22 protein-coding genes are annotated in these 22,893 nt (G+C 33.5%); 7 read left to right on the top strand and 15 right to left on the bottom strand.

Going from position 1 to position 22,893, the window contains the following annotated elements; genetic code table 11:
- Nucleotides 1-2: 2 nt before the first annotated feature.
- Nucleotides 3-1,742, top strand: coding sequence for a RagB/SusD family nutrient uptake outer membrane protein (locus tag AB3G34_RS11410; RefSeq protein ID WP_367771914.1), 1,740 nt, complete (start codon nt 3-5; stop codon nt 1,740-1,742).
- A 127-nt stretch (nt 1,743-1,869) separates the two neighbouring features.
- On the top strand, nt 1,870-2,766 hold the full coding sequence (locus AB3G34_RS11405) for a carbohydrate kinase family protein (protein WP_369752505.1): 897 nt from the start codon (nt 1,870-1,872) through the stop codon (nt 2,764-2,766).
- A gap of 58 nt (nt 2,767-2,824) precedes the next feature.
- Here the strand turns inward: AB3G34_RS11405 and rpe are convergent, their stop codons facing one another.
- The 5 genes from rpe to AB3G34_RS11380 form a co-directional block, all read right to left on the bottom strand.
- On the bottom strand, nt 2,825-3,487 hold the full coding sequence (rpe, locus tag AB3G34_RS11400; protein WP_367771911.1) for a ribulose-phosphate 3-epimerase: 663 nt from the start codon (nt 3,485-3,487) through the stop codon (nt 2,825-2,827).
- A gap of 434 nt (nt 3,488-3,921) precedes the next feature.
- A complete protein-coding gene (locus tag AB3G34_RS11395; RefSeq protein WP_007137700.1) occupies nt 3,922-4,785 on the bottom strand; it encodes an RNA polymerase sigma factor RpoD/SigA in 864 nt (287 codons plus the stop codon).
- Nucleotides 4,786-5,063: 278 nt separating this feature from the next.
- Complete coding sequence (locus AB3G34_RS11390; protein WP_369752504.1) at nt 5,064-7,205, bottom strand: polyribonucleotide nucleotidyltransferase; 2,142 nt, start codon at nt 7,203-7,205, stop codon at nt 5,064-5,066.
- A gap of 148 nt (nt 7,206-7,353) precedes the next feature.
- Nucleotides 7,354-7,620 carry a 30S ribosomal protein S15 gene (rpsO, locus tag AB3G34_RS11385; protein WP_367755033.1) on the bottom strand — a complete coding sequence of 89 codons (267 nt, stop codon included), beginning with the start codon at nt 7,618-7,620 and terminating at the stop codon, nt 7,354-7,356.
- A 112-nt stretch (nt 7,621-7,732) separates the two neighbouring features.
- Nucleotides 7,733-8,188 (bottom strand): GAF domain-containing protein, encoded by a 456-nt coding sequence (locus AB3G34_RS11380; protein WP_367755031.1) that lies wholly within the window; start codon nt 8,186-8,188, stop codon nt 7,733-7,735.
- A 73-nt stretch (nt 8,189-8,261) separates the two neighbouring features.
- Here AB3G34_RS11380 and xrtF point away from each other — a divergent pair, with 73 nt between their 5' ends.
- From xrtF to AB3G34_RS11355, 5 genes are all read left to right on the top strand, one after another.
- Nucleotides 8,262-8,813: an exosortase family protein XrtF gene (gene xrtF / locus AB3G34_RS11375; protein ID WP_369752503.1), complete on the top strand. Its 552-nt coding sequence runs from the start codon at nt 8,262-8,264 to the stop codon at nt 8,811-8,813.
- Nucleotides 8,788-9,231 carry an exosortase F system-associated protein gene (locus AB3G34_RS11370; RefSeq protein ID WP_369752502.1) on the top strand — a complete coding sequence of 148 codons (444 nt, stop codon included), beginning with the start codon at nt 8,788-8,790 and terminating at the stop codon, nt 9,229-9,231. The genes xrtF and AB3G34_RS11370 overlap by 26 nt, the downstream gene beginning before the upstream one ends.
- Before the next feature lie 58 nt (nt 9,232-9,289).
- Nucleotides 9,290-10,120 (top strand): restriction endonuclease, encoded by an 831-nt coding sequence (locus AB3G34_RS11365; protein ID WP_369752501.1) that lies wholly within the window; start codon nt 9,290-9,292, stop codon nt 10,118-10,120.
- Between the two features lie 40 nt (nt 10,121-10,160).
- Nucleotides 10,161-11,516: an MBL fold metallo-hydrolase gene (locus tag AB3G34_RS11360; protein WP_369752500.1), complete on the top strand. Its 1,356-nt coding sequence runs from the start codon at nt 10,161-10,163 to the stop codon at nt 11,514-11,516.
- Between the two features lie 206 nt (nt 11,517-11,722).
- Entirely contained in the window at nt 11,723-12,406 is a 684-nt protein-coding gene (locus AB3G34_RS11355) for a DedA family protein (RefSeq protein ID WP_367755021.1), read from the top strand.
- A gap of 112 nt (nt 12,407-12,518) precedes the next feature.
- Here the strand turns inward: AB3G34_RS11355 and groL are convergent, their stop codons facing one another.
- The 10 genes from groL to glpK form a co-directional block, all read right to left on the bottom strand.
- Nucleotides 12,519-14,147 (bottom strand): chaperonin GroEL, encoded by a 1,629-nt coding sequence (gene groL / locus AB3G34_RS11350; protein ID WP_367771902.1) that lies wholly within the window; start codon nt 14,145-14,147, stop codon nt 12,519-12,521.
- Between the two features lie 117 nt (nt 14,148-14,264).
- Nucleotides 14,265-14,540 (bottom strand): co-chaperone GroES, encoded by a 276-nt coding sequence (gene groES, locus AB3G34_RS11345; RefSeq protein WP_367755018.1) that lies wholly within the window; start codon nt 14,538-14,540, stop codon nt 14,265-14,267.
- Between the two features lie 139 nt (nt 14,541-14,679).
- Nucleotides 14,680-15,009, bottom strand: a complete 330-nt coding sequence (gene secG, locus AB3G34_RS11340; protein WP_367755016.1) for a preprotein translocase subunit SecG — start codon at nt 15,007-15,009, stop codon at nt 14,680-14,682.
- A 3-nt stretch (nt 15,010-15,012) separates the two neighbouring features.
- Entirely contained in the window at nt 15,013-15,864 is an 852-nt protein-coding gene (locus AB3G34_RS11335) for a tetratricopeptide repeat protein (RefSeq protein ID WP_367755014.1), read from the bottom strand.
- 57 nt (nt 15,865-15,921) lie between these two features.
- Nucleotides 15,922-16,431, bottom strand: coding sequence for an LptE family protein (locus AB3G34_RS11330; protein WP_369752499.1), 510 nt, complete (start codon nt 16,429-16,431; stop codon nt 15,922-15,924).
- A gap of 88 nt (nt 16,432-16,519) precedes the next feature.
- A complete protein-coding gene (locus AB3G34_RS11325) occupies nt 16,520-17,776 on the bottom strand; it encodes a sigma-54 interaction domain-containing protein (RefSeq protein WP_369752498.1) in 1,257 nt (418 codons plus the stop codon).
- A 274-nt stretch (nt 17,777-18,050) separates the two neighbouring features.
- Complete coding sequence (locus AB3G34_RS11320; RefSeq protein ID WP_369752497.1) at nt 18,051-18,422, bottom strand: GxxExxY protein; 372 nt, start codon at nt 18,420-18,422, stop codon at nt 18,051-18,053.
- Between the two features lie 94 nt (nt 18,423-18,516).
- Entirely contained in the window at nt 18,517-19,962 is a 1,446-nt protein-coding gene (gene miaB, locus AB3G34_RS11315; protein WP_367771892.1) for a tRNA (N6-isopentenyl adenosine(37)-C2)-methylthiotransferase MiaB, read from the bottom strand.
- Nucleotides 19,963-20,629: 667 nt separating this feature from the next.
- Nucleotides 20,630-21,358, bottom strand: a complete 729-nt coding sequence (locus AB3G34_RS11310) for an MIP/aquaporin family protein (RefSeq protein ID WP_367771890.1) — start codon at nt 21,356-21,358, stop codon at nt 20,630-20,632.
- 26 nt (nt 21,359-21,384) lie between these two features.
- A complete protein-coding gene (glpK, locus tag AB3G34_RS11305) occupies nt 21,385-22,881 on the bottom strand; it encodes a glycerol kinase GlpK (protein ID WP_367771888.1) in 1,497 nt (498 codons plus the stop codon).
- Nucleotides 22,882-22,893: the final 12 nt, after the last annotated feature.

The raw sequence follows: 22,893 nt of genomic DNA, 5'->3' as shown, positions 1-22,893 counted from the left end.
TCATGAAGAAATATAATAATATAGTTATCAGTTGCTTGTCAATTTTGTTTTTGGCATCATGTAGCTCCGATTTTTTAGATTATGAACCAACAGGAGTGCTATCTTCTGTGAATGTGGCAACTGCTGCAAATGCGGACGCTCTTGTTACCGCAGCTTATGCAGCAATTGGGAATGATGAAATGGTTGGGCCAATAACAAACCAATGGGTTTATGGAAGTGTACGATCTGATGATGCCTACAAAGGTGGAGGTGGTCGTGGTGATGTTGATGTGATAGATACATACGAACAATACAATACAACAATCGCTGATTATGGTGACTGGATGTTGCCTAGAACTTGGACAAATCATTATAAAGCAATCTCTAGAGCAAACTTTGCTTTGTCTGTAATCAATGAAATTCCTGATGCAGATTATCCGTTAAAGAAAGTAAGACAAGCAGAATTGCGTTTTTTAAGAGCACATTCTCATTTTATGCTAAAGTTATTGTTTAATAAAGTTCCGTATATCACAGAAGAACTTTCTCAGGAAGATATATTAAAAACGTCAAATGATTTAACAAGCGATGCTTTGTGGGATAAAATTGCTGAAGATTTCAAATTTGCATTCGATAATTTACCACAAAGTCAAGATCAAGTAGGTAGAGCTGATAAAAATGCCGCTGCCGCTTATCTTGCAAAATTAAGTCTATATCAAGCCTATAAGCAAAATGATGCGCATCAAGTTACAAGTATAGATGCAGCAAAATTACAAGAAGTAATAGATTATGCGGATAAAGTTACTGGTGCTTTAGAGCCAGATTATGGAAATAATTTTTTGGATGGTCATGACAATGGTTCTGAATCGATTTGGGCTGTTCAGTTTTCTATTAATGATGGAACAAATACTGGAAGAGTAAGTTTTGTTACAGGCTTAAATTCTCCTCATGGGACACCTCTTTACGGCTGTTGTGGTTTTCATATGGCTAGCCAAAATATGGTGAATGCTTTTAAAACAGATGCAAATGGCTTACCATTATTAGATACTTTCAATAATTCAGATGTTTTTAATACAATTACGAATGGTAGTGCTCCTCTTGCTGCTGGTGTTACACTTGATCCAAGAATTGACCATACAGTAGGAGTTCCAGGAAGACCATTTAAATATAAAAACACTTTAAAAACTTCTGGAGATATGGTTTATAATTTTAGTTGGGCTAGAGATCCAGGTGTTTATGGGTATTTTGGAAATATGAAAGAACAACAATCTCCAGATTGTTCTTGTTATGTGAAAAACGGACCATTTATAGGTACTTCTAAAAATGTTGATTTTATTAGATATGCAGATGTTTTATTGTTCAAAGCGGAGGCATTAATTCAATTAAATAGATATACAGAAGCGTTGCCTTTAATCAATCAAATTAGAGCTAGAGCAGGTGCGAGTGAGTCTATGCCATTAGCAGCAGGAGCTTCAAATGTTTATAAAGTGCAGCAGTATTCTTCTTTTCCTTCGAAAGACTATGCTATGAAGGCACTTATGTTTGAAAGACGTTTGGAATTTGGTATGGAAGGTCCACGATTTTTTGATTTAGTAAGATGGGGTATAGCTGAGCCTGTTTTAAATGCGTACCTTAATGTAGAGAAAACGAAAAGAGATTTTCTTACTAATGCTAAGTTTACAGCAGGTAGAGATGAGTATTATCCAATACCTCAAAGAGAGATAGATTTTACAGCAGGGTTGTACAAACAAAACCCTGGTTATTAAGGAGTAAATTTGTTTGGTGGTTTTTTAATTCTGTTAAAGGCAAGATTTATTCTTGCCTTTAACTTTTAACTGTTTTATTGAATAAGTTATTTTTGTGCTTGTTCTTAATTTTTAATTAGTTTTTATTATGAATGCAAAATACACTTTAAGTGCAGTATGTTTTGGAGAAGTCCTATGGGATATTTTTCCAACACATAAAAAAATTGGAGGAGCTCCTTTAAATGTGGCTTTACGGATGAACTCTTTAGGGGTTGAAACGACTATGATAAGCCGAGTAGGTGAGGATGAAAATGGGGAAGATATTTTATCTTTTTTAAATGCTCAAGAAGTTACTACTGACTTAATTCAAGTCACTAAGGAATATAAAACGGGTGCCGTTCATGTAATGATAAATGAAAAGGGAAATGCTTCTTATGATATATTATACCCCTCTGCTTGGGATAAAATTGTAGAAACAGAAGTAATGGATAAAGTGATTTCTGAAGCAGATGTATTTGTGTTTGGGAGTTTAGCTTCTAGAGATGAAGTTTCTCGTGAAACTTTGAATTCCCTATTGGACAAGGCAAAGTATAAGGTTTTTGATGCAAATTTAAGATCGCCTTACTATACAGCAGAGGTGTTAAATGAGCTGATGCAAAAAGCTGATTTTATTAAGTTGAATGATGAAGAGTTACGTGAAATAAGTAGAGAGTTGGGTTCTCCATATAACTCATTTGAACAAAACATAAAATTCATTGCTGAGAAAACAAATTCAAAACAAGTTTGTGTAACTAAGGGGGAATTTGGAGCGGTTTTATATTATAATGATAAATTTTATTATAATAGCGGTTATTTTGTAAAAGTAGTAGATACCGTTGGTGCGGGGGATTCTTTTTTAGCGTCTCTTCTTATACGATTACTTAGAGGGAAATCGCCACAAAAAGCATTAAATTATGCCTGCGCAGTGGGAGCATTAGTGGCAGGACAAGAGGGCGCTAATCCTAAGATTAGTGAAAAGGATATTAAAAAATTCATGATGATTTAATACAATACTACTCATGAAAGTTAAATAAAAAAGTCCCAATTAAGGGACTTTTTTGATTTTATAGAGTGGTCAATTTCTTTAAATCGGCAATAGTTGCTGTTGGGTTTTCTGCTTTAAAAACATAGCTTCCTGCAACAAGAACATCAGCTCCTGCTTCGACTAGTTGTTTAGCATTTTTATTGGTAACTCCACCGTCAATTTCAATAATGGTGTTGGCTCCTTTTCTCGTGATTAATTCTTTTAATTTTTTAACTTTAGTGTAGGTGTTTTCTATAAAAGATTGTCCGCCAAAACCTGGGTTTACACTCATGATGCAAACTAAATCAATATCATTGATTACGTCTTCCAATAAATCAACGTTAGTATGAGGATTTATGGCAACACCAGCTTTCATTCCTTCTGCTTTGATTGCCTGAAGCGTTCTGTGCAGGTGAGTACAAGCCTCGTAATGTACACTAAGGATATTTGCTCCTAAGTCTGCAAAGGTTTTAATGTAGCGATCAGGATCAACAATCATCAAGTGTACGTCGATTGTTTTCTTAGCATGTTTGTTGATTGCTTCTAAAACGGGCATTCCGTAAGAGATGTTGGGTACAAAAACTCCATCCATAATATCAATATGAAACCAATCTGCTTCACTGTTGTTAATCATTTCAATGTCACGTTGCAGGTTAGCAAAGTCGGCAGCTAATACTGATGGAGCAATAAGTGTATTTTTCATTGTTTTGTTGTTTAATCTGAATTTATTTCAGATTCTTAAGTTGTTGTTTGTGCAAAATTAGTTTATTTAAAACAAACGGGAAAGTTTTTTTATAAAAGGTACAACTCGCGAGTTACCCATGTTTTGCGTAAGGGATTGAAGTGGAAATCCTTTTTATTTTTTTTTAATAAAAAGATTGAAACATAAAGCCCGACCCGAAGTTTTTACGAAGGGTTACGCCAGAAAAGAGAAAAAAGAGGAAAGAAAAAAGAGGAACGAGGATCTGGAATTAAGATAGAAGAGAATCTGAAATGAATTCAGATTAAAAAAATAAAACTCCGGTAATCAGCCGGAGTTTCAATCATCAATCAAAAAACGAACAGTCAATCAAACTGTTGTTCATTTTGAATTAAAAAATTTAAGTTTTAAAGATTTTAATTGGGGAATATTGTGAATTAACCTAAGTAGGTTTTTAATATTTTACTTCTTGAAGTGTGTTTCAATCTTCGGATTGCTTTTTCCTTGATTTGACGAACACGCTCACGAGTTAGGTCAAAAGTTTCACCTATTTCCTCAAGAGTCATTGGGTGTTGATCACCAAGACCAAAGTACAAACGAACCACATCAGCCTCTCTAGGAGTCAATGTTTCTAATGAACGCTCGATTTCGGTACGCAATGATTCGTGGATTAATTCTCTGTCTGGATTAGGAGATTCACCAGAACGTAAAACGTCATAAAGGTTAGAATCTTCTCCTTCTACAAGCGGCGCATCCATTGATAAGTGACGTCCAGAGTTTTTCATTGACTCTTTTACGTCATTTACGGTCATGTCCAATTCTTTTGCAATTTCCTCAGCAGATGGTGGACGCTCGTTAGATTGCTCTAATAAAGCGTACATTTTGTTGATTTTATTGATAGAACCAATTTTATTTAATGGTAAACGAACGATACGGGATTGTTCAGCCAATGCTTGAAGTATCGATTGACGAATCCACCATACGGCATACGAAATGAATTTGAAACCACGTGTTTCATCAAAACGTTGTGCTGCTTTTATAAGACCAAGATTTCCTTCGTTAATTAAATCGGGAAGCGTTAATCCTTGGTTTTGATATTGTTTTGCTACCGAAACTACGAAACGTAAGTTGGCTTTTGTTAATTTCTCTAGTGCTTTTTGATCACCAGCTTTAATCTTTTGAGCTAATTCTACTTCTTCGTCAGCGGTAATAAGATCAACTTTTCCAATTTCTTGTAAATATTTGTCTAATGATGCAGTTTCACGATTCGTTACCTGCTTGGTAATTTTTAGTTGTCTCATGTTTTTGTCTCCTCAAGTTTTAAGTGTACAAGTTATTATACGTACGAAGTTGTGAAAAAGTTACAAAAGGGATGAAATAAATATTTATTTTATTTTTTAAACCATTTAATTTGGGCATTCCCTTCGGTCGGGCTGTCCGCACTCGCTTTTTTATTCCATTTCATTGCATAAAAAGAGCTCAAACAAACGCTGCCATCCCTAATGCAAAACAAAAATCCCGTTTCAAATTCATGAAACGGGATTTCCTATAAATAAACCTTTAGTAAACTAAGATCTGATTACTCTTTTCTTTCCTCACGTGGAGGTCTTGGTAAAAGTGCTTTTCTTGACACTTTTTCTTTTCTAGTTTTTGGATCCATACCTAAGTATTTCACTTCAAAAACATCACCCATGTTCACTACATCAGAAACATTTTCTGTGCGTTCCCAAGCCAACTCAGATACATGTAATAAAACTTCGTTTCCTGGAGCTGATGTATACTCTACAACTGCACCAAAATCTAGCATTTTGATTACTTTTACCTCGTAAGACTCATTCATTTGAGGCTTGAAAGTGATTGATTTAATTTTAGCCAATACTGCTTCAATTCCAGCAGGATCAGTTCCTAAAATTTCAATAACTCCTTCTTCAGTAGTTGGATCTTCATTGATAACAATTGTAGTTCCTGTAGTTTTTTGTAATTCTTGAATCACTTTTCCACCAGGTCCGATCAATGCTCCAATGAAAGCATTAGGGATTCTTCTTGTAATGATTTTTGGAGCATATGCTTTAACATCTGCTTTTGGCTCAGCTAAAGTTTCAATTAATTTACCAAGAATATGTAAACGTCCATCACGAGCTTGAGCTAGTGCTGCTTCCATAATCTCGTATTTCAATCCGTCAATCTTGATGTCCATTTGACAAGCAGTAATACCTACAGAAGTTCCTGTTACTTTAAAGTCCATATCTCCTAAGTGATCTTCATCACCAAGAATATCAGACAATACAGCATAACGATCTCCGTCAGTAATCAATCCCATTGCAATTCCAGAAACGGGACGAATCATTTGAATACCAGCATCCATTAATGATAATGTTCCAGCACAAACAGTTGCCATAGAAGAAGAACCATTCGATTCTAATACTTCAGATACAACACGGATTGTATAAGGACAATCAGCAGGAATCATGTTTTTTAATGCTCTTTGAGCCAAGTTTCCGTGACCTACTTCTCTTCTTGAAGTTCCTCTTAAAGGACGAGCTTCACCAGTTGAGAAAGGAGGGAAGTTATAATGTAGGTAGAATTTCTCTTCACCTTGTTCTGATGGAGAATCAATTTGGTTTGCTTCTCTAGATGTTCCTAAAGTTGCTGTTGCCAAAGCTTGCGTTTCTCCACGAGTAAACAATGCAGATCCGTGTACAGATGGTAAGTAATCTACTTCACACCAGATTGGTCTGATTTCTGTAGTTTTTCTTCCGTCTAAACGGGTTCCTAAATCTAAAGTTACGTTACGAACTGCTTCTTTGTTTGTTTTCTTGAAGTATTTAGAAACTAAATCTCCATCAGCCGCCAATTCTTCTTCAGTAAATAATGCTTTAACTTCTTCTTTTACTTCGTCAAATGCAGCTGTACGTTCTTGTTTAGAAGAACCTTTGCTTGCAATAGCGTAAATTTTATCGTAAGATGCCGCTTTTACTTTAGCGTAAATTGCTTCATCTTCTCTTTCTCCTTCATACGTTCTAGTCTCTTTTTTTCCAAAAGCAGCTTGTAAACGCAATTGAGCAGAGATTTGATTTTTAATATGTTCGTGAGCAAATTTAATTGCTTCAAGCATTTCTGCTTCTGAAATTTCTTTCATTTCACCTTCTACCATTGCGATAGAATCCATAGAAGCTCCAATCATCATGTCAATATCTGATAATGCTAATTGTGCGCGAGATGGGTTGATGATGAATTTTCCGTCGATACGACCAACTCTAGCTTCAGAAATTAATGTTTCAAAAGGAATATCAGACAAAGCTAATGCTGCTGATGCTGCTAAACCTGCTAGTGCATCTGGCATTACATCTTCGTCATAAGACATTAATTGAATCATTACTTGCACTTCTGCATGATAGTCATCTGGGAAAAGTGGACGTAAAACACGGTCTACTAAACGCATGGTTAACACTTCGCTATCACTTGGTCTTGCTTCTCTTTTGAAGAAACCTCCAGGGAAACGTCCTGCTGCAGCAAATTTTTCACGATAATCTACCGTAAGTGGTAAAAAGTCGATGCCTGGACTTGCTTTTCTTGAAGATACTACTGTTCCTAAAATAACAGTTTTACCTATTCTTACTACTACAGATCCGTCAGCTTGTTTAGCTAAACGACCTGTCTCGATTGTGATGTTTCTGCCATCACCTAAATCGATACTTTCTACAAATAATTGTGGAATCATAAATTTAATTTATTAGTTAAACATGGGTTCTAGTTGTGTTGTAGTTGTTGTTTGCGTAGTTAATGCCTAAAACCCAATGAAAAACCAAACTTTTTTATTCTTGTGTAAAAACAAAAAGAGGCACTTACGCACCTCTTTTTTATATTGATTATTTTCTGATACCCAATACTTTGATAATCTCACGATATCTGTTGATTTCTTTCTTTTTCAAGTAATCTAACAATGATCTTCTTTTACCTACTAGCAATACTAATGAACGCTCTGTGTTATAATCATGACGATTTTTTTTCAAGTGCTCAGTTAAGTGGCTAATTCTGAAAGTGAATAAAGCGATTTGTGCTTCAGCTTTTCCAGTGTTTGTTTTTTCTCCGTGTTGTGCGAAGATTTCTTCTTTAATCTCTTTAGTTAAATACATTCCAATATTTGTTTAATGATTTTTATGTATGTCATACAGCTATTGTAAGACGGGTGCAAAAGTAATTAATAATTATCAATTAATAATTATGAATTGTAAATTATTTTAAATCTTAATACAATTTTGCAACCTCCTCATTTACAAACTCCAAAAATCGTTCGTCCGCTTCTGTAAAAGGGTCAATCACATGACTGTCAATGTCTATTTGCCCAATGTTTTGCCCATTTGCAAATAAAGGAACAACAATTTCTGATTTTACAGTAAAGCTACAAGCAATATAGTTGTCTTGAGCGGCAACATCTGGCACAACAAAATTATCGTTTGAAACTGCTACTTGCCCACAAATTCCTTTTCCAAATGGGATAACGGTATGATCCGTTTCTGCTCCTACATAAGGACCTAGATGTAATGTTTTTGTATCGTGGTTTGCAAAATAAAAGCCTACCCAATTATAGTATTCTATGCTGGAATTTAAAAGTTGGCAAATGGTCAATAATTTTTCGTCTCTTGTAAGTGAATTGTTTGATGTTATTGCTGTTACTTTTGGTTTCAATTCTTGAAATGTCATTTTGTTCAATTTTTATACAAAAGTATTTAAAGTCCTTAATCTTATTTATATTAAATTTGTTAAAAATTGCATTTTGAGAAAATATATTGTTTTGTATAAGCCTTTTTTGCTTTTTTTGGCAAAGTTTTTTTTAACCTACATAATATTAGCTTTTGTTTATCAAATGTTCTTAAATGGTTTTGAGAGCAATCAAACAGATTCAATTACAAAATTAGTCGCCCAAAACACAGAACAATTATTGAAACTGTTTCATGCGGATGTGGTACTTGAAGAAAATAAAACAGATGATTACATTAAATTGATTTACAATCAAAAATATGTTGCCAGATTGATTGAGGGGTGCAATGCGATTAGTGTTATTATTTTATTTATTTCGTTTGTAGTTTCTTTTTCAGGAAAATTAAAACCTACAGTTTTATATATTATCGGAGGAAGTTTAGGTATTTATTTTTTAAATGTGATGCGAATTGCATTGTTGTGTATTCTGATTTATTTTTTTCCTACACAAGAATCTATTTTACACGGTGTGTTTTTTCCGTTGTTTATTTATGGAGTCGTTTTTATTTTATGGGTAATTTGGGTTAATAAATTTTCATTATATGCTAAAAATTATACTAACACATAAACTTAGATTTGTTGCGGCAGCACTGTTAGTGCTATTACTTATTTTAGTTCGCGCCTTTGAAGACCGTTTATTCTATGATCCTTTCTTAAATTATTTTAAAAGTGATTTTAATAATTTACCGCTACCTATTTATAGTCCATATCGTTTGTTTATAGGTTATTTATTTCGATATGGACTTAATACTATCATTTCGTTAGGGTTGCTTTATGTATTATTTAAAGATGTTGAGATAATTAAATTCGCTGCTATTTTGTATCTGCTTTTTTTTATGATTTTAATCGCTTCTTTTTATATGGTGATTAATTTTTATGGAGTGAATAATAATCTTTTTCTTTTTTATATTAGGAGGTTTTTAATTCAGCCTATTTTTGTCCTATTGTTTATTCCTGCTTTTTATTTCCAAAAGGTTAATAAATGATTTATTTTCATTATCTTTAATTGAATATTAAATCATTAATAATCAATAATTTAGAGTCATGAAAATAGTAAAACACTCTGGAGATATTGTTGATTTTGAGCCAGAAAAACTAAAGGTTTCATTGTTGAAATCTGGTGCTAGTCCTGTTATTGTTGAAGATATTTTGAATAAAATTAAAAATGAACTTTACGAAGGAATTTCAACCAAACATATTTATAAAAGAGCTTTTCTTTTATTAAAAAAAGAGGCTAATTCACATGCAGCCAGATACAATCTAAGAGCAGCACTTCAGTTGTTAGGTCCTGCTGGTTTTTTCTTCGAGAAATATATAGCTCGACTTTTTGATGCCGAAAAATATACAACTACCACAAATCTGGTTTTGCAAGGAAAGTGTGTTTCACATGAAATAGATGTTTTAGTAAAGAAAGATAATGCTATTGCAATGATAGAATGTAAGTTTCATTCTAGTAGAGAAGCTGCCTCAGATGTTAAAGTACCATTATATGTGCTTTCAAGATTTAATGATTTGAAAGATAGAAACCATATGATTTTTTCCAAAAAAGATACGGTATCAAAATGTTGGATTTCAACGAACAACCGATTCACCTCAGATGCAATAGCTTTTGCTAAATGTTCTGGAATGAATTTATTGAGTTGGGATTATCCTAAAAATAATAGTTTGAAAACAAAAAACGATAATGACTGTCTTTATCCAGTCACTTGTTTAACCACTTTGTCACTTGCTGAAAAAGATAAATTATTATTTCTGGATGTGATTTTAGCCAAGGAATTGATAAATAATTCAGATGCTTTAGAAAAAATTAGTTTGAGTTCCAATAGGATTAAAAATGTTTTGAAAGAAGTTAGGGAATTGTGTAAATGTGTATAAAATAACTATTTGATTAATTGTTCATTATAAACACGGAATCATGAAAATAAAATTTATTGGAGGAGCTGGAACAGTTACAGGTTCAAAAACATTAGTAGAAAGTAATGGTGTGCGGATTTTGATAGATTGCGGCCTTTTTCAAGGTATAAAGCCTTTGAGAGAACTCAATTGGAATCCCTTGCCTGTTTTGGCTTCAACTATTGATTTTGTTCTATTGACCCATGGACACTTAGATCATTGTGGTTGGTTGCCAGTTTTAGTTGAACAGGGATTTAAAGGAAAAATTTATTGTTCAAGTCCAACTAAAGAAATTGCTAAATTAATTCTTTTGGATAGTGGTAAAATTCAAGAAGAAGAAGCGTACAAAGCAAATAAGGAAAAATATTCTAAACATGAAGTCGCTAAACCTTTATATACTGCTGCGCAAGCCGAGAAAGTATTTCCTTTTTTTAGAGTTGTTAATGTAAAGGAAACAGTTCCACTGGATGCTGAAATTTCAGCAGTTTTTACAAATGCAGGACATATCATTGGGGCTTGTAGTGTAGAATTGAGTTTAGAAGGTAAAGTTTTGGTTTTTTCTGGAGATGTAGGTAGGGATAATGATGTTTTAATGTTTCCATCCACAAGGCCAACAAAAGGGGATTATATATTTCTGGAAAGCACTTATGGTAATCGTCTTCATCCTGAAACGGATGCGAAATTAGAATTGGAAACGTATATCAATTCTACTTTTAAAAATGGTGGGACAGTAATAATTCCCTCTTTTGCTGTAGAGCGGGCACAGAGTATAATGTATTTGTTATGGAAGTTAAAAACGGAGAAAAAAATCCCAGACATTGAATATATTATTGATTCCCCGATGGGAGTAAGTGCATTTGATGTTTTTTTTAACAATTTAAAATGGCATAAGCTTTCCATAGACGATTGCGTGGCTATGAGTAAAATGTTCACGATGATTACGGATTATAAAGATACAATAGAGGCTATTTATAATAAAAAACCAAAAGTAGTAATTGCTGCTAGTGGAATGGTGACTGGAGGACGTGTTTTAAGTTATTTAACAAATTACATTGGATTACCAGAGACTACTATTATTATTGTGGGGTACCAAGCGGAAGGAACTAGAGGACGCAAATTACTTGAAGGTGCCAAAGAAGTTAAAATTTACGGAAAATATTATCCTGTTTTAGCTAAAATTCTTGACATTGAAGGGCTGTCAGCACATGGTGATCAAAAGGATTTACTTAATTGGCTTTCGGCCTTAGAAAATAAACCTAAAAAAGTATTTTTAGTCCATGGGGAAAATATTCCTGCTGATGAGTTGCGTATAAAAATTAATGAACATTATGGATTTGATTGTGTCATTCCACTAATGGGACAAGAATTTGACCTTTAATCCTTCATATTGTAATTCAGTTGAATATACTATTAGGCGTAAAAAAACTAGATTGTTAAATCTGTACTAGAAGCATGTAGGGTTGTCATGGTATTTTAATTTTAGATTAATCGTTAATTAATCTTTAAAAAGATTCAATAAATTGTGGTTCATGTAAATTATACTTACTTTCACGCACAAAACATTTTTGAATAAAACCCCACAGAATGAATAGCTTTGATTGGAAGAATTTGATAGACCCACTTTTTTATATTCATTTTGATGTGAATGGAATAAAATTAGGGATATACATCGTATTGTTTATTGTTTTTGCCGAGACAGGATTGTTTGCTGGTTTCTTTTTACCTGGAGATAGTTTGCTATTTCTTGCTGGAATTTACAATCGTGAATTGATTGAAAATATATTGTTTATAGATAGTGATTTTATAAATGTTGTTCTCTTGTCGACAATGGTTGGGTTTGCAGGTATTTTAGGTAATATTGTCGGCTATTGGTTTGGATCAAAAAGCGGATACTATCTCTATAATAAAAAAGATACTTTTTGGTTTAAGAAAAAATACCTTGTTCAATCTAAAGATTTTTTTGAAAGGCATGGAGGTAGAGCGATTATTTTCGCTAGGTTTTTGCCAATATTTAGAACTTTCGCTCCTATTGTTGCTGGAATTGTGACTATGGATAAAAAGAAATTTATGTTTTATAATGTGGTTAGTTCTTTTCTATGGTCATTTATATTGATTTTCGCAGGACATTATTTATATGGATTTTTACTAGATAATTATCAAATAAATTTGAAAGAACATATTGAGTTAATCGTTATTGGTTTGGTAGTAATTACTTTATCGCCAGTACTAATCAAGTTAGCTAGAAAGCATCCAGTTTCAGAGGAATAAAACTAAAAAAGTAGTGCTTATTTGACGAAATATTATTTTCAAAAAAAAGTATAAATAAAAAATCCGTTCAACATTGTTGAACGGATTTTTTTATATCTAGAAGGGTTTGATATTACATCATTCCTGGCATTCCGCCTCCCATTGGCATTCCGCCTCCGTTATCTTCTTTAATGTCAATTAATGCACACTCAGTAGTAAGAATCATTCCAGCAACTGATGCTGCATTTTCTAATGCTACACGTGTTACTTTTTTAGGGTCGATAATTCCTGCTTTTAGCATATCTACATATTCATCAGTTTTGGCGTTATAACCAAAATCACCTTTTCCTTCAGCTACTTTTGCTACAACTACAGAACCTTCAAGACCTGCATTTTCAACAATAGTTCTTAATGGAGATTCTACTGCACGAGATACAATTTGAATTCCTGTTGCTTCGTCAGCATTGTCTGCTTTTACAGTAGTTAATGCATTTTTAGCTCTTAATAGTGCAACACCACCACCAGCAACAATACCTTCTTCAACAGCAGCACGAGTTGCATGTAATGCATCATCTACTCTGTCTTTTTTCTCTTTCATTTCTACTTCAGAAGCAGCTCCAACATAAAGAACCGCAACACCGCCAGCTAATTTAGCTAAACGCTCTTGCAATTTTTCTTTGTCATAATCAGAAGTTGTAGCCTCCATTTGACCTTTAATTTGGTTCACACGATTTTTGATCATGTCAGCTTCACCAGCTCCGCTTACAACAGTAGTATTGTCTTTATCGATAGTCACTTTTTTAGCAGTTCCTAACATTTCAATTGTTGTGTTTTCTAAAGTATAACCTCTTTCTTCAGAAATTACAGTTCCACCAGTTAAAATTGCAATATCTTCAAGCATTGCTTTTCTTCTGTCTCCAAAACCGGGTGCTTTTACAGCCGCAATTTTTAATGCTCCTCTTAATTTATTTACTACCAATGTAGATAACGCTTCACCATCAACATCTTCAGCAATAATTAATAAAGGTTTTCCAGATTGTGCTACTGGCTCTAATACAGGAAGTAATTCTTTTAGTGAAGAAACTTTTTTATCATATAATAAAATGTAAGGGTTTTCTAATTCCACTTCCATTTTTTCAGGATTTGTAACAAAATATGGAGAAAGATATCCTCGGTCAAATTGCATTCCTTCAACAACGTCAACATAAGTATCAGTTCCTTTAGCTTCTTCAACTGTGATAACACCTTCTTTTCCTACTTTTGCAAAAGCAGTAGCAATCAATTCACCAATTACTTCGTCATTATTAGCAGAAATAGAAGCGATTTGTTTGATTTTTTCAGAATCAGTACCTACTACTTTTGATTGTTTTGCTAAGTCAGCAACAATGGCCTCAACAGCTTTGTCAATACCGCGTTTCAAATCCATTGGATTTGCACCTGCAGCAACGTTTTTTAAGCCTTCTTTTACAATAGCTTGTGCTAAAACTGTTGCAGTTGTAGTACCGTCTCCAGCTAAATCATTAGTTTTAGAAGCGACTTCTTTAACCATTTGAGCTCCCATGTTTTCTAATGGGTCTTTCAATTCAATTTCTTTTGCTACAGTAACACCATCTTTAGTTACATTTGGTCCACCAAAAGATTTTCCGATGATTACATTACGACCTTTTGGTCCTAGAGTCACTTTTACTGCATTAGCCAATGCATCTACACCACGTTTTAGTCCGTCACGTGCTTCAATATCAAATTTTATATCTTTTGCCATCTTAATTTTTTTTGTTTAATGTTTGAAATTTTTTTGTTTAAAGTTTCATTTTAGGATTCGAAAATTGAAACCTGACCCGAACGATAGTGAACAGGCGAAGCAAACTTGAAACAAAATTTAAATTATTGCAAGAATATCATCTTCTCTCATTATCAAGTAATCTTTACCTTCCAATTTTAATTCAGTACCTGCATATTTACCGTAAAGAACAGAATCACCAATTTTAACAGTCATGGAGTGATCTTTTGTTCCGCTTCCTACAGCAACAACAGTTCCTTTTTGTGGTTTCTCTTTTGCAGTATCTGGAATGAAAATTCCTGAAGCAGTTTTTGTTTCAGCAGCAACTGGTTCAATAAGAACACGGTCTGAAAGTGGTTTAATGTTTAAAGCCATAATTATATGTTTTTATTGTTTTATATAGATTGTTAATACGATTTCAGAAATTGTGCCATCTTGCTATAACTGACACATTTTCTTATAAAAAATGCCAGCTTTGACAGGCTGGCACTTAGTAATATTTATATAATGTAAATTATTTTGCAGGTGTTGTTGGTGCAGGTGTGTTTTGTACTGGCGAAGCAGGAGCTGCAGTTTGTGTATTGTCAATGATTTTAGAATCAGTATCGCTTAATGTTCCAGTAAAACTCAAACTAGAAAGTAATATTAATGCAATTAAAATTGTAGCTAATGTCCAAGTACTCTTGTCCAAAAAGTCTGTTGTTTTTTGTACACCACCCATTTGAGTCGATCCTCCTAATGTAGAAGAAAGTCCACCACCTTTAGGGTTTTGAACCATTATTACTACGATCAATAGAAAACAAACTATTGTGATTAAAACTAAAAAAATTGAAAATGTGCTCATTGTTTAATTATTATTGTTTTGTTGTAAAATCTTAATATCCGATATACGGTCTGCAAAGAAACTACTTTTTTCTGGATATTTCAAAATTAATATATCATAAGCTTGAATCGCTTTTTGATATTTTTTTTGTTCCAAATAGACTCTTGCCAAAGTTTCGGTCATTAATGACGAATTATCGTCTTTATTAATGTCAATATGAATAGTGGAAGGTACTCCATGTTTTACAGGTGAAATCTTAGGACTTGATTCGATAAAGCGGTCAATTAGTTTTGCTTTTTTCTTTTTTGTCTCATCCAGAACAGTGTTTTCTGGAGTTTTATTGACTTCGGGTTCTCTTATTATAGGTTGTGTTCTAGAAAGCTGAAGCCATTCCTGAAAAGAGTGTGTCTCATTTTTAGAAAAATCCAAAGGCTTGCCTATGGCCAATTTTTCTTCAACTATTTTTGTGCTGTCAATAGTTTCATTTGAAGCTTCCTTAATAGAAGTGAGAATAGATTGTTCTATAGGTGTTTTCTCTATCTTTAAATTTTCTTTTGAAATAACGACTTCACTATCGATTACAGTTATGTCAAGGAGTTCAAGTGATTTCTTGTCATAAAATTCTTTTTGAATCGCAATAAAACTATCCGAAGTGATAAAATCAAATAAAACGGTTCTGTCTGTTGTATGGGCTGCCGTAACTTTTAATGCAAAATTATACTTAAAACTATTTTGATTATACAGTCCTTTTAATCGCAAAGCTCTTGCACTTTGAAAAAAAGGAAACTCATCCAGCACTTTTGTTAAAGCTTCTGTTTGATTTTCTGTAATCGTATTTGGTTTATTAATTAAGTAAGTATAATCGGTTACGTTCATAAATAGTTATTCAGTTGTATGTATTGTTTTGTAAATTATTTGAAATTATAATTTCATCTACCACTTAGCTAGTGACTCGTTAAAGATATCTTGTGTTATTCTGTCAAAAATTTCTTTTAAAGCATTACTCAAGGTTGCTCCGCCTAATTGTTGTGTTGCAGGATAATCGTAATAGAATTCAAATGTTTTTTCAAAATTATCTACTTCTTTATTTTTGTTTGTAAATCGAACATTTACTCTAATCTTTAAACGGTTTTGAGACGCTTTTTGATCCGCTGTTGCAGTCATTGGGCTTATTCTGTAATCTACAATTTCTCCTTCGTATGTCAAATCACCTCCTGTTTTTACTAAATTTAGGTTGGTTTGATTCTGTATAATATCTTGAAGCGCCAGTGTGAATGTACGGTCAATTCCTGGTTCAATCAGGTCAGCATTATTTTGAAAAAAGTTGACTTGAAATGTTTTGGCGTCAATTTTTCCAGTTCCTGTAAAGTTATATACGGAGCAACTGTTAAGTGCAAATAACAAAGCGATTAAGAGGGTATAGTGTAGTTTTTTCATTTTCATTTAAAAATTGCTACGTTAGTTGGCTAACGCTCGGTTCAAAGGTATTCAAAAAATAGTTTGTAAATATCTATTACTATTTGCTAATTTTTTAAAGGTCGAATTGCTTAATTTTTCGGTATAATGTCCTTTCAGAAATCCCAAGTTCATCTGCAGCTGCTTTACGTTTTCCTTTGTTTTTTTCTAATGATTTCTTAATCATTTCGATTTCTTTTTGTTCCAATCTTAAAACTTCTTCTTCTTCAATAGTCTCCGCAAACAAATAATTCTCGTCATTTTCTTCGTAACGTTCTTCTTTATTTGGTGTAGAAATTAAAGCAGTTCTTGGTTCTTCTTCAAAGTCTATTTCACTGTCATTTTCTTTCGAACCATATATTTTCTGAATTAAAGAAGGATTGATGTCCTGTGCTTTTGATGCACCACTTTTCATTAATTCTAGAGTTAGTTTTTTCAAATCATGTAAATCACTTTTCATGTCAAAAAGCACTTTGTATAAAATATCTCTTTCGGTACTAAAGTCGCTTTCTGCTTTTTTATCTTTAATAACCGATGGTAAGTTACTCCCTTCTGAAGGTAAGTAAGATAGTAAAGTCTGAGCTGAAATATCTCTATTTGTTTCTAATACTGAAATTTGTTCGGCTACATTTCGTAATTGACGGATGTTTCCACTCCAACGAAATTTTTGCAATACTTGAACTGCATTTTCATCTAGTTTTAATGGAGGCATTTTATATTTATGAGCAAAATCTGCTGCGAATTTTCTAAATAACAAATGAATATCATCTTTTCGGTCTCTTAAAGGAGGAAGAAGAATGTCTACTGTACTTAAACGGTAATACAAATCTTCACGAAATTTTCCTTTTTCGATGGCATCAAATAAGTTGACGTTGGTTGCAGCTACAATACGAACATCTGTTTTTTGAACTTGAGAAGAACCTACTTTAATAAATTCGCCATTTTCTAAAACACGAAGTAATCTCACTTGGGTAGTTAATGGTAATTCACCTACTTCATCTAGGAAAATAGTTCCCCCATCAGCCACTTCAAAATACCCTTCACGGGTACTTGTTGCTCCCGTAAAAGCTCCTTTTTCATGACCAAAAAGTTCACTATCAATTGTTCCTTCAGGAATGGCACCACAGTTAACGGCAATATATTTACCGTGTTTTCTATGGGATAGCGAATGTATTATTTTAGGTATACTTTCTTTACCTACACCACTTTCACCTACAACCAGTACTGAAATATCGGTTGGGGCAACTTGAATGGCTTTTTCTATGGCACGATTTAATTTTGGATCATTTCCAATAATTTCAAATCGTTGTTTTATGGCTTGAACTGTATCCATTATTTTGTATTTAAAGTTTTGAGGTTTAAGTTTTTAAGTTCATAAACGAACTTTATTTAATTAAACGATTCACTTTTGTAATTTATTTTTTTGTCAGAGTATCTTTAATAGTACTTGTTTTTTCGACTTTGTGTTTAGGGAAATACGTTCTAATGATATAAAACGTTCCCCCAAATCCTATGATGAAAGTAAGTATTGCTATGATTATTTGTTTTTTTGTCATGTTTTTATTTGTCTTTTTTACTACAAATTACACAAATTTTCACAAATTTATTTATATAACTAATCGTTTGTTTGTTAGTGATTTATTCTGAAAATTCACGATAATTCCAATTTGTGAATCTGCAAGTTTAATGTAATTTAATGTTTGGGCTATGTGTTCGTTATTAATTTCTTTAACTGTTTTTACTTCTAGGATAATTTCATCATAAACAATAAAATCAGCATAAAATTTGTGAGCAAGAATATTTCCTTTGTATTGAATTGAAAATTTTTTTTCTCTTTCAAATGGAATATTATTGTTTTTAAATTCAATTTCCAAGGCATCTTTATATACTATTTCTAGTAGACCTGGACCTAAAATTCTATGAACTTCCATACAAATACCAACTATCTTATAATTCTCTTCTTGTTTGTAATATTCCATTTATAAATAATCAGGTTAGGGGATTAATAAACAACATTGAAAATTATAATTTGTGAAAATTTGTGTAATTTGTGGTGTAATTTTTTAAACTTCCTTAATTCATCTCACTTAGACCCACTGCCTCTCCTTTCAAAGTTCCGCTAGTACAGGAGTTGATTTTTACATTTACAAAATCACCAATTTTATAATTCTCTTTCGGAAAAACTACAGTAATACTCTGTGAATTTCTACCTGAAAACTCTTCAGTCGATTTTTTCGAAACTTTTTCAACTAAGACTTCTACCGTTTGTCCAATAAATTCTTCTGATCGCAACCAAGCGTGTTTTTGTTGTAAGTCTACAATTTCCTGCAATCTTCGGGCTTTAGTTTCTTCGGTTACATCGTCATCCATTTTTCTTCCAGCCAAAGTTCCAGGGCGTTCAGAATACGAATACATATAACCAAAATTATATTTCACATATTCCATTAAACTCAATGTGTCTTGATGATCTTCTTCAGTCTCAGTTGGGAAACCAGCAATCATATCTTGTGAAATAGAACTGTTTGGAATTATGGTTCTTATTTTATCAATCAAAGTCATGTATTCTTCACGAGTGTGCAAGCGGTTCATTTCTTTTAGAATTCTATTGCTTCCTGATTGAACAGGCAGGTGAATGTGTTTACATATATTATTGTGTTTTGCAATCACATGTAAAACACTCTCATGCATATCCTGAGGATTGGATGTTGAAAATCGAATTCTCATTTTAGGAAAACCTTCAGCGACCATTTCTAGTAATTGATCAAAATCTACTGCTGTTGCTTTTTGCATTTCAGAGGCATTTTCAAAATCTTTTTTCAAACCACCACCGTACCAAAGGTAACTGTCAACATTTTGTCCTAAAAGAGTAATTTCTTTAAACCCTTTATCCCATAAATCCTGAATTTCTTTCATGATACTTTGTGGCTCACGACTCCTTTCACGACCGCGGGTAAATGGAACTACGCAAAAAGTACACATGTTATCACAGCCACGAGTTATAGAAACTAATGCGGTTATTCCATTACTCATCAATCGAACAGGAGAAATATCACCATACGTTTCATCTTTCGATAAAATTACATTTATGGCATCACGACCTTCTTCAACTTCTGCTAATAGATTAGGTAAATCTTTATAGGCATCAGGACCTACTACAAGATCTACAATTTTTTCCTCTTCTAAAAATTGACTTTTAAGGCGTTCCGCCATACAGCCTAAAACACCCACTTTCATTTTAGGGTTAATGCGTTTTACTGCATTGTATTTTTCTAAACGTTTACGAACAGTTTGTTCTGCTTTATCTCTAATGGAACAAGTATTTACTAAAACCAAATCGGCTTCTTCCAGAACTTGCGTTGTATTGTATCCATTTACGGATAATATGGAAGCAACGATCTCACTGTCCGAAAAGTTCATCGCACAACCATAGCTTTCTATAAATAATTTTTTTGTATTCTCAGGTTTGTTTTCCAGAACAAGACTTTCGCCTTGTTTACTTTCTTCAATAATCTTTTCCATTGTATATTTTAAAAACGCAAAGATAAGGCAATTTCAATCAATATGACAAGATGTCAGACGAAGAATTAACATTGTTTTAAGTCATTTTGGGAATACTATTTTAACAGCTGTTTCTTACTTTTTGTTTCGAGGTTTTATAAAAAAATAAGGATTACAAGTATTATAAAGCGCTACTTTCGGTCGCTTTTAAGGCACCAAAATCGGAAGTTTTTTTGTAGGTTTTTCCCAGCTATCTAGACTGAGGATAGGGCGTTATTTTATTGTAAGGATTCCACATTGATCTTGTGGAAATAATTAGTTTGTAATTGAAAAATTAAATATTTTTATGTCTTTTATACCCATATATACGAAATCAAAATTACTTTCAATTTTTTGACAAATAGATGTTTATCTCATTAATAGGAAAAGCAGTACTGTCTGTGTATTTAAATTTATTTTTCAATCCTTAAAAGCGGGTAAAGGCGATAACTCAATTCTAAAAAGATGGAGTTTCTACTACTATGATCATTGCAGTTGTTATTTGTGATTATTTAAGCCGCTTTAAAGTAGTGTGTAAAGTTAAATTCGTTTAAGGGAATTTTATCAGAAACGATAGTGTGTTTTTTTACAAGTCAAGTTGCCTCTGTAAGTGAAATTACAGAGGTTATTATTATTATTTAAGTTAGGGTTATATGAGCAATAAATATAATAATGCAGCCAAGCTTGAACCTACGATTGGGCCTATAATAGGAACCCAGGCATAACTCCAGTCGCTGTTTCCTTTTAGAAGTATTGAATGTACAATTCTAGGGCCTAGGTCTCGAGCTGGGTTAATAGCGTATCCCGTTGTGCCACCTAGGCTTAATCCAATTGCCCATACAAGAATTGCTACAGGTAGAGCACCTATTGAACCTAATCCAATTTTAGCATCAGCGGCTACTGCAATACTTACATTAGGACCTGCGAGATAAAAAATCACAAAAATAAGTACAAAGGTTCCTATGATTTCGCTTATTAAGTTAGATGAATAGTTTCGTATAGCTGGACCTGTACTAAAACAAGCTAATTTTGCGGCTTCATCTTCAGTAGCGGCGAAATGATCTTTATGTGATAGCCAAACTAAGAAAGCGCCTAGCATAGCTCCAATCATTTGAGCGATAATATAGGTCGCTACTTGACTCCAGGCAAATTTACCAATAATTGCTAGTCCAAGTGTTACAACAGGATTTAGATGCGCTCCACTTACTGGGCCAGCCACAGCGACACCTACAAAAACAGCAAAAGCCCATGCTGTAGTAATTACAATCCAACCTGAATTGTTTCCTTTTGTTCCTTTAAGAACTACGTTTGCAACTACTCCGTTGCCTAATAAAATCATTAGCATAGTGCCAATAATTTCTGCTATAAATGGTGTCATCTTTTGGTGTTTTTTTTTGGTTACAATTAATCTTCGATCCAGTTTGAAGCTCGTCCAACAGCTCTGTCCCACTTATGTACTAATATCTCGACTTCATTTCTTGGCATTTCCGGGGTAAATTCACGGTCAATTGACCATTGTTGTTGTAAATCGTCCACACTTTTCCAATATCCAATTGCTAGTCCAGCTAAGTATGCTGCTCCTAAAGCAGTTGTTTCTAGTGTTTTTGGTCTAATTACTTTAAAATTAAATAAATCAGATTGGAATTGCATCATTAAATTATTTGCTGCAGCTCCTCCGTCCACCCTTAATTCGGTTCCTTTTTTACCAAAATCAGCTTCCATAGCTTTGACTAAATCGTATACTTGGTAGGCGATTCCTTCAAGAGTAGCGCGGGCAATATGTGCATTTGTTGTTCCTCTTGTTATTCCTACAATTGCGCCTCTTGCATACTGATCCCAATATGGAGCGCCAAGACCTGTTAATGCTGGCACGAAATAAACGCCACCATTATCTGGAACTTGTGATGCTAAAGCTTCGATTTCTTCTGCTGATTCAATTATTTTAGCTCCATCTCGCAGCCATTGTACGGCTGCACCTCCTACAAAAACACTTCCTTCTAATGCGTACGTTGTTTTTCCGTTGATTTTCCAAGCGATGGTAGTTAGTAAATTATTTTTGGAATAAACAGGTTTTTCTCCAGTATTCATTAACATGAAACAACCCGTTCCGTATGTGTTTTTAACCATACCAGGCTTTGTGCATAATTGACCAAAAAGTGCTGCTTGTTGGTCTCCAGCAACCCCTGCAATAGGGATTTTTGTTGCGAATAATGTGGTGCAAGTTTCTCCGTATATTTCGCTACTTTCTTTTACTTCGGGAAGCATTGCTCTTGGAATGTCAAATAACTCAAGTAGTTCAGTGTCCCATTCTAGTGTGTGGATGTTTAATAATAAAGTTCGACTGGCATTAGAAACATCTGTCATGAACATGGCTCCACGAGTAAGTTTCCAGATTAGCCATGTGTCTACAGTTCCAAAACATAGTTTTCCTTGTTCCGCTTTTTCACGCGCTCCAGGAACATTGTCTAAAATCCATTTTACCTTTGTCCCAGAAAAATAAGCATCTAAAACTAAACCGGTCTTTTTCTGGATCATTTCTGCGTGTCCTTTTGCTTTTAACTCATCACAATACTTTGCGGTTCTTCGATCTTGCCAAACAATTGCGTTGTAAATAGGCTCGCTAGTTTCTCTGTCCCAGACAATTGTAGTTTCTCTTTGATTTGTAATGCCAATTGCAGCAATTTGTTTTCCGTTTATTCCTGTTTTTGCAATGACTTCGGCAGCAACACTAATTTGGGAAGACCAAATTTCGTTTGGATCGTGTTCAACCCATCCTGGTTTAGGGAATATTTGCTCAAATGACTTTTGAGATATGTTTACTATTTCTCCACTATGGTTAAAGATGATTGCTCTTGATGATGTTGTCCCTTGGTCGAGGGCAAGGATTAATTTATTTTGCATGGTTGGCATTTA

The sequence above is a fragment of the Flavobacterium sp. WC2409 genome (assembly GCF_041200085.1).
Classification (GTDB): Bacteria; Bacteroidota; Bacteroidia; order Flavobacteriales; family Flavobacteriaceae; genus Flavobacterium.
Note: the sequence above shows the minus strand (reverse complement) of the source record. Positions and strands in the feature narration are given on the sequence as shown.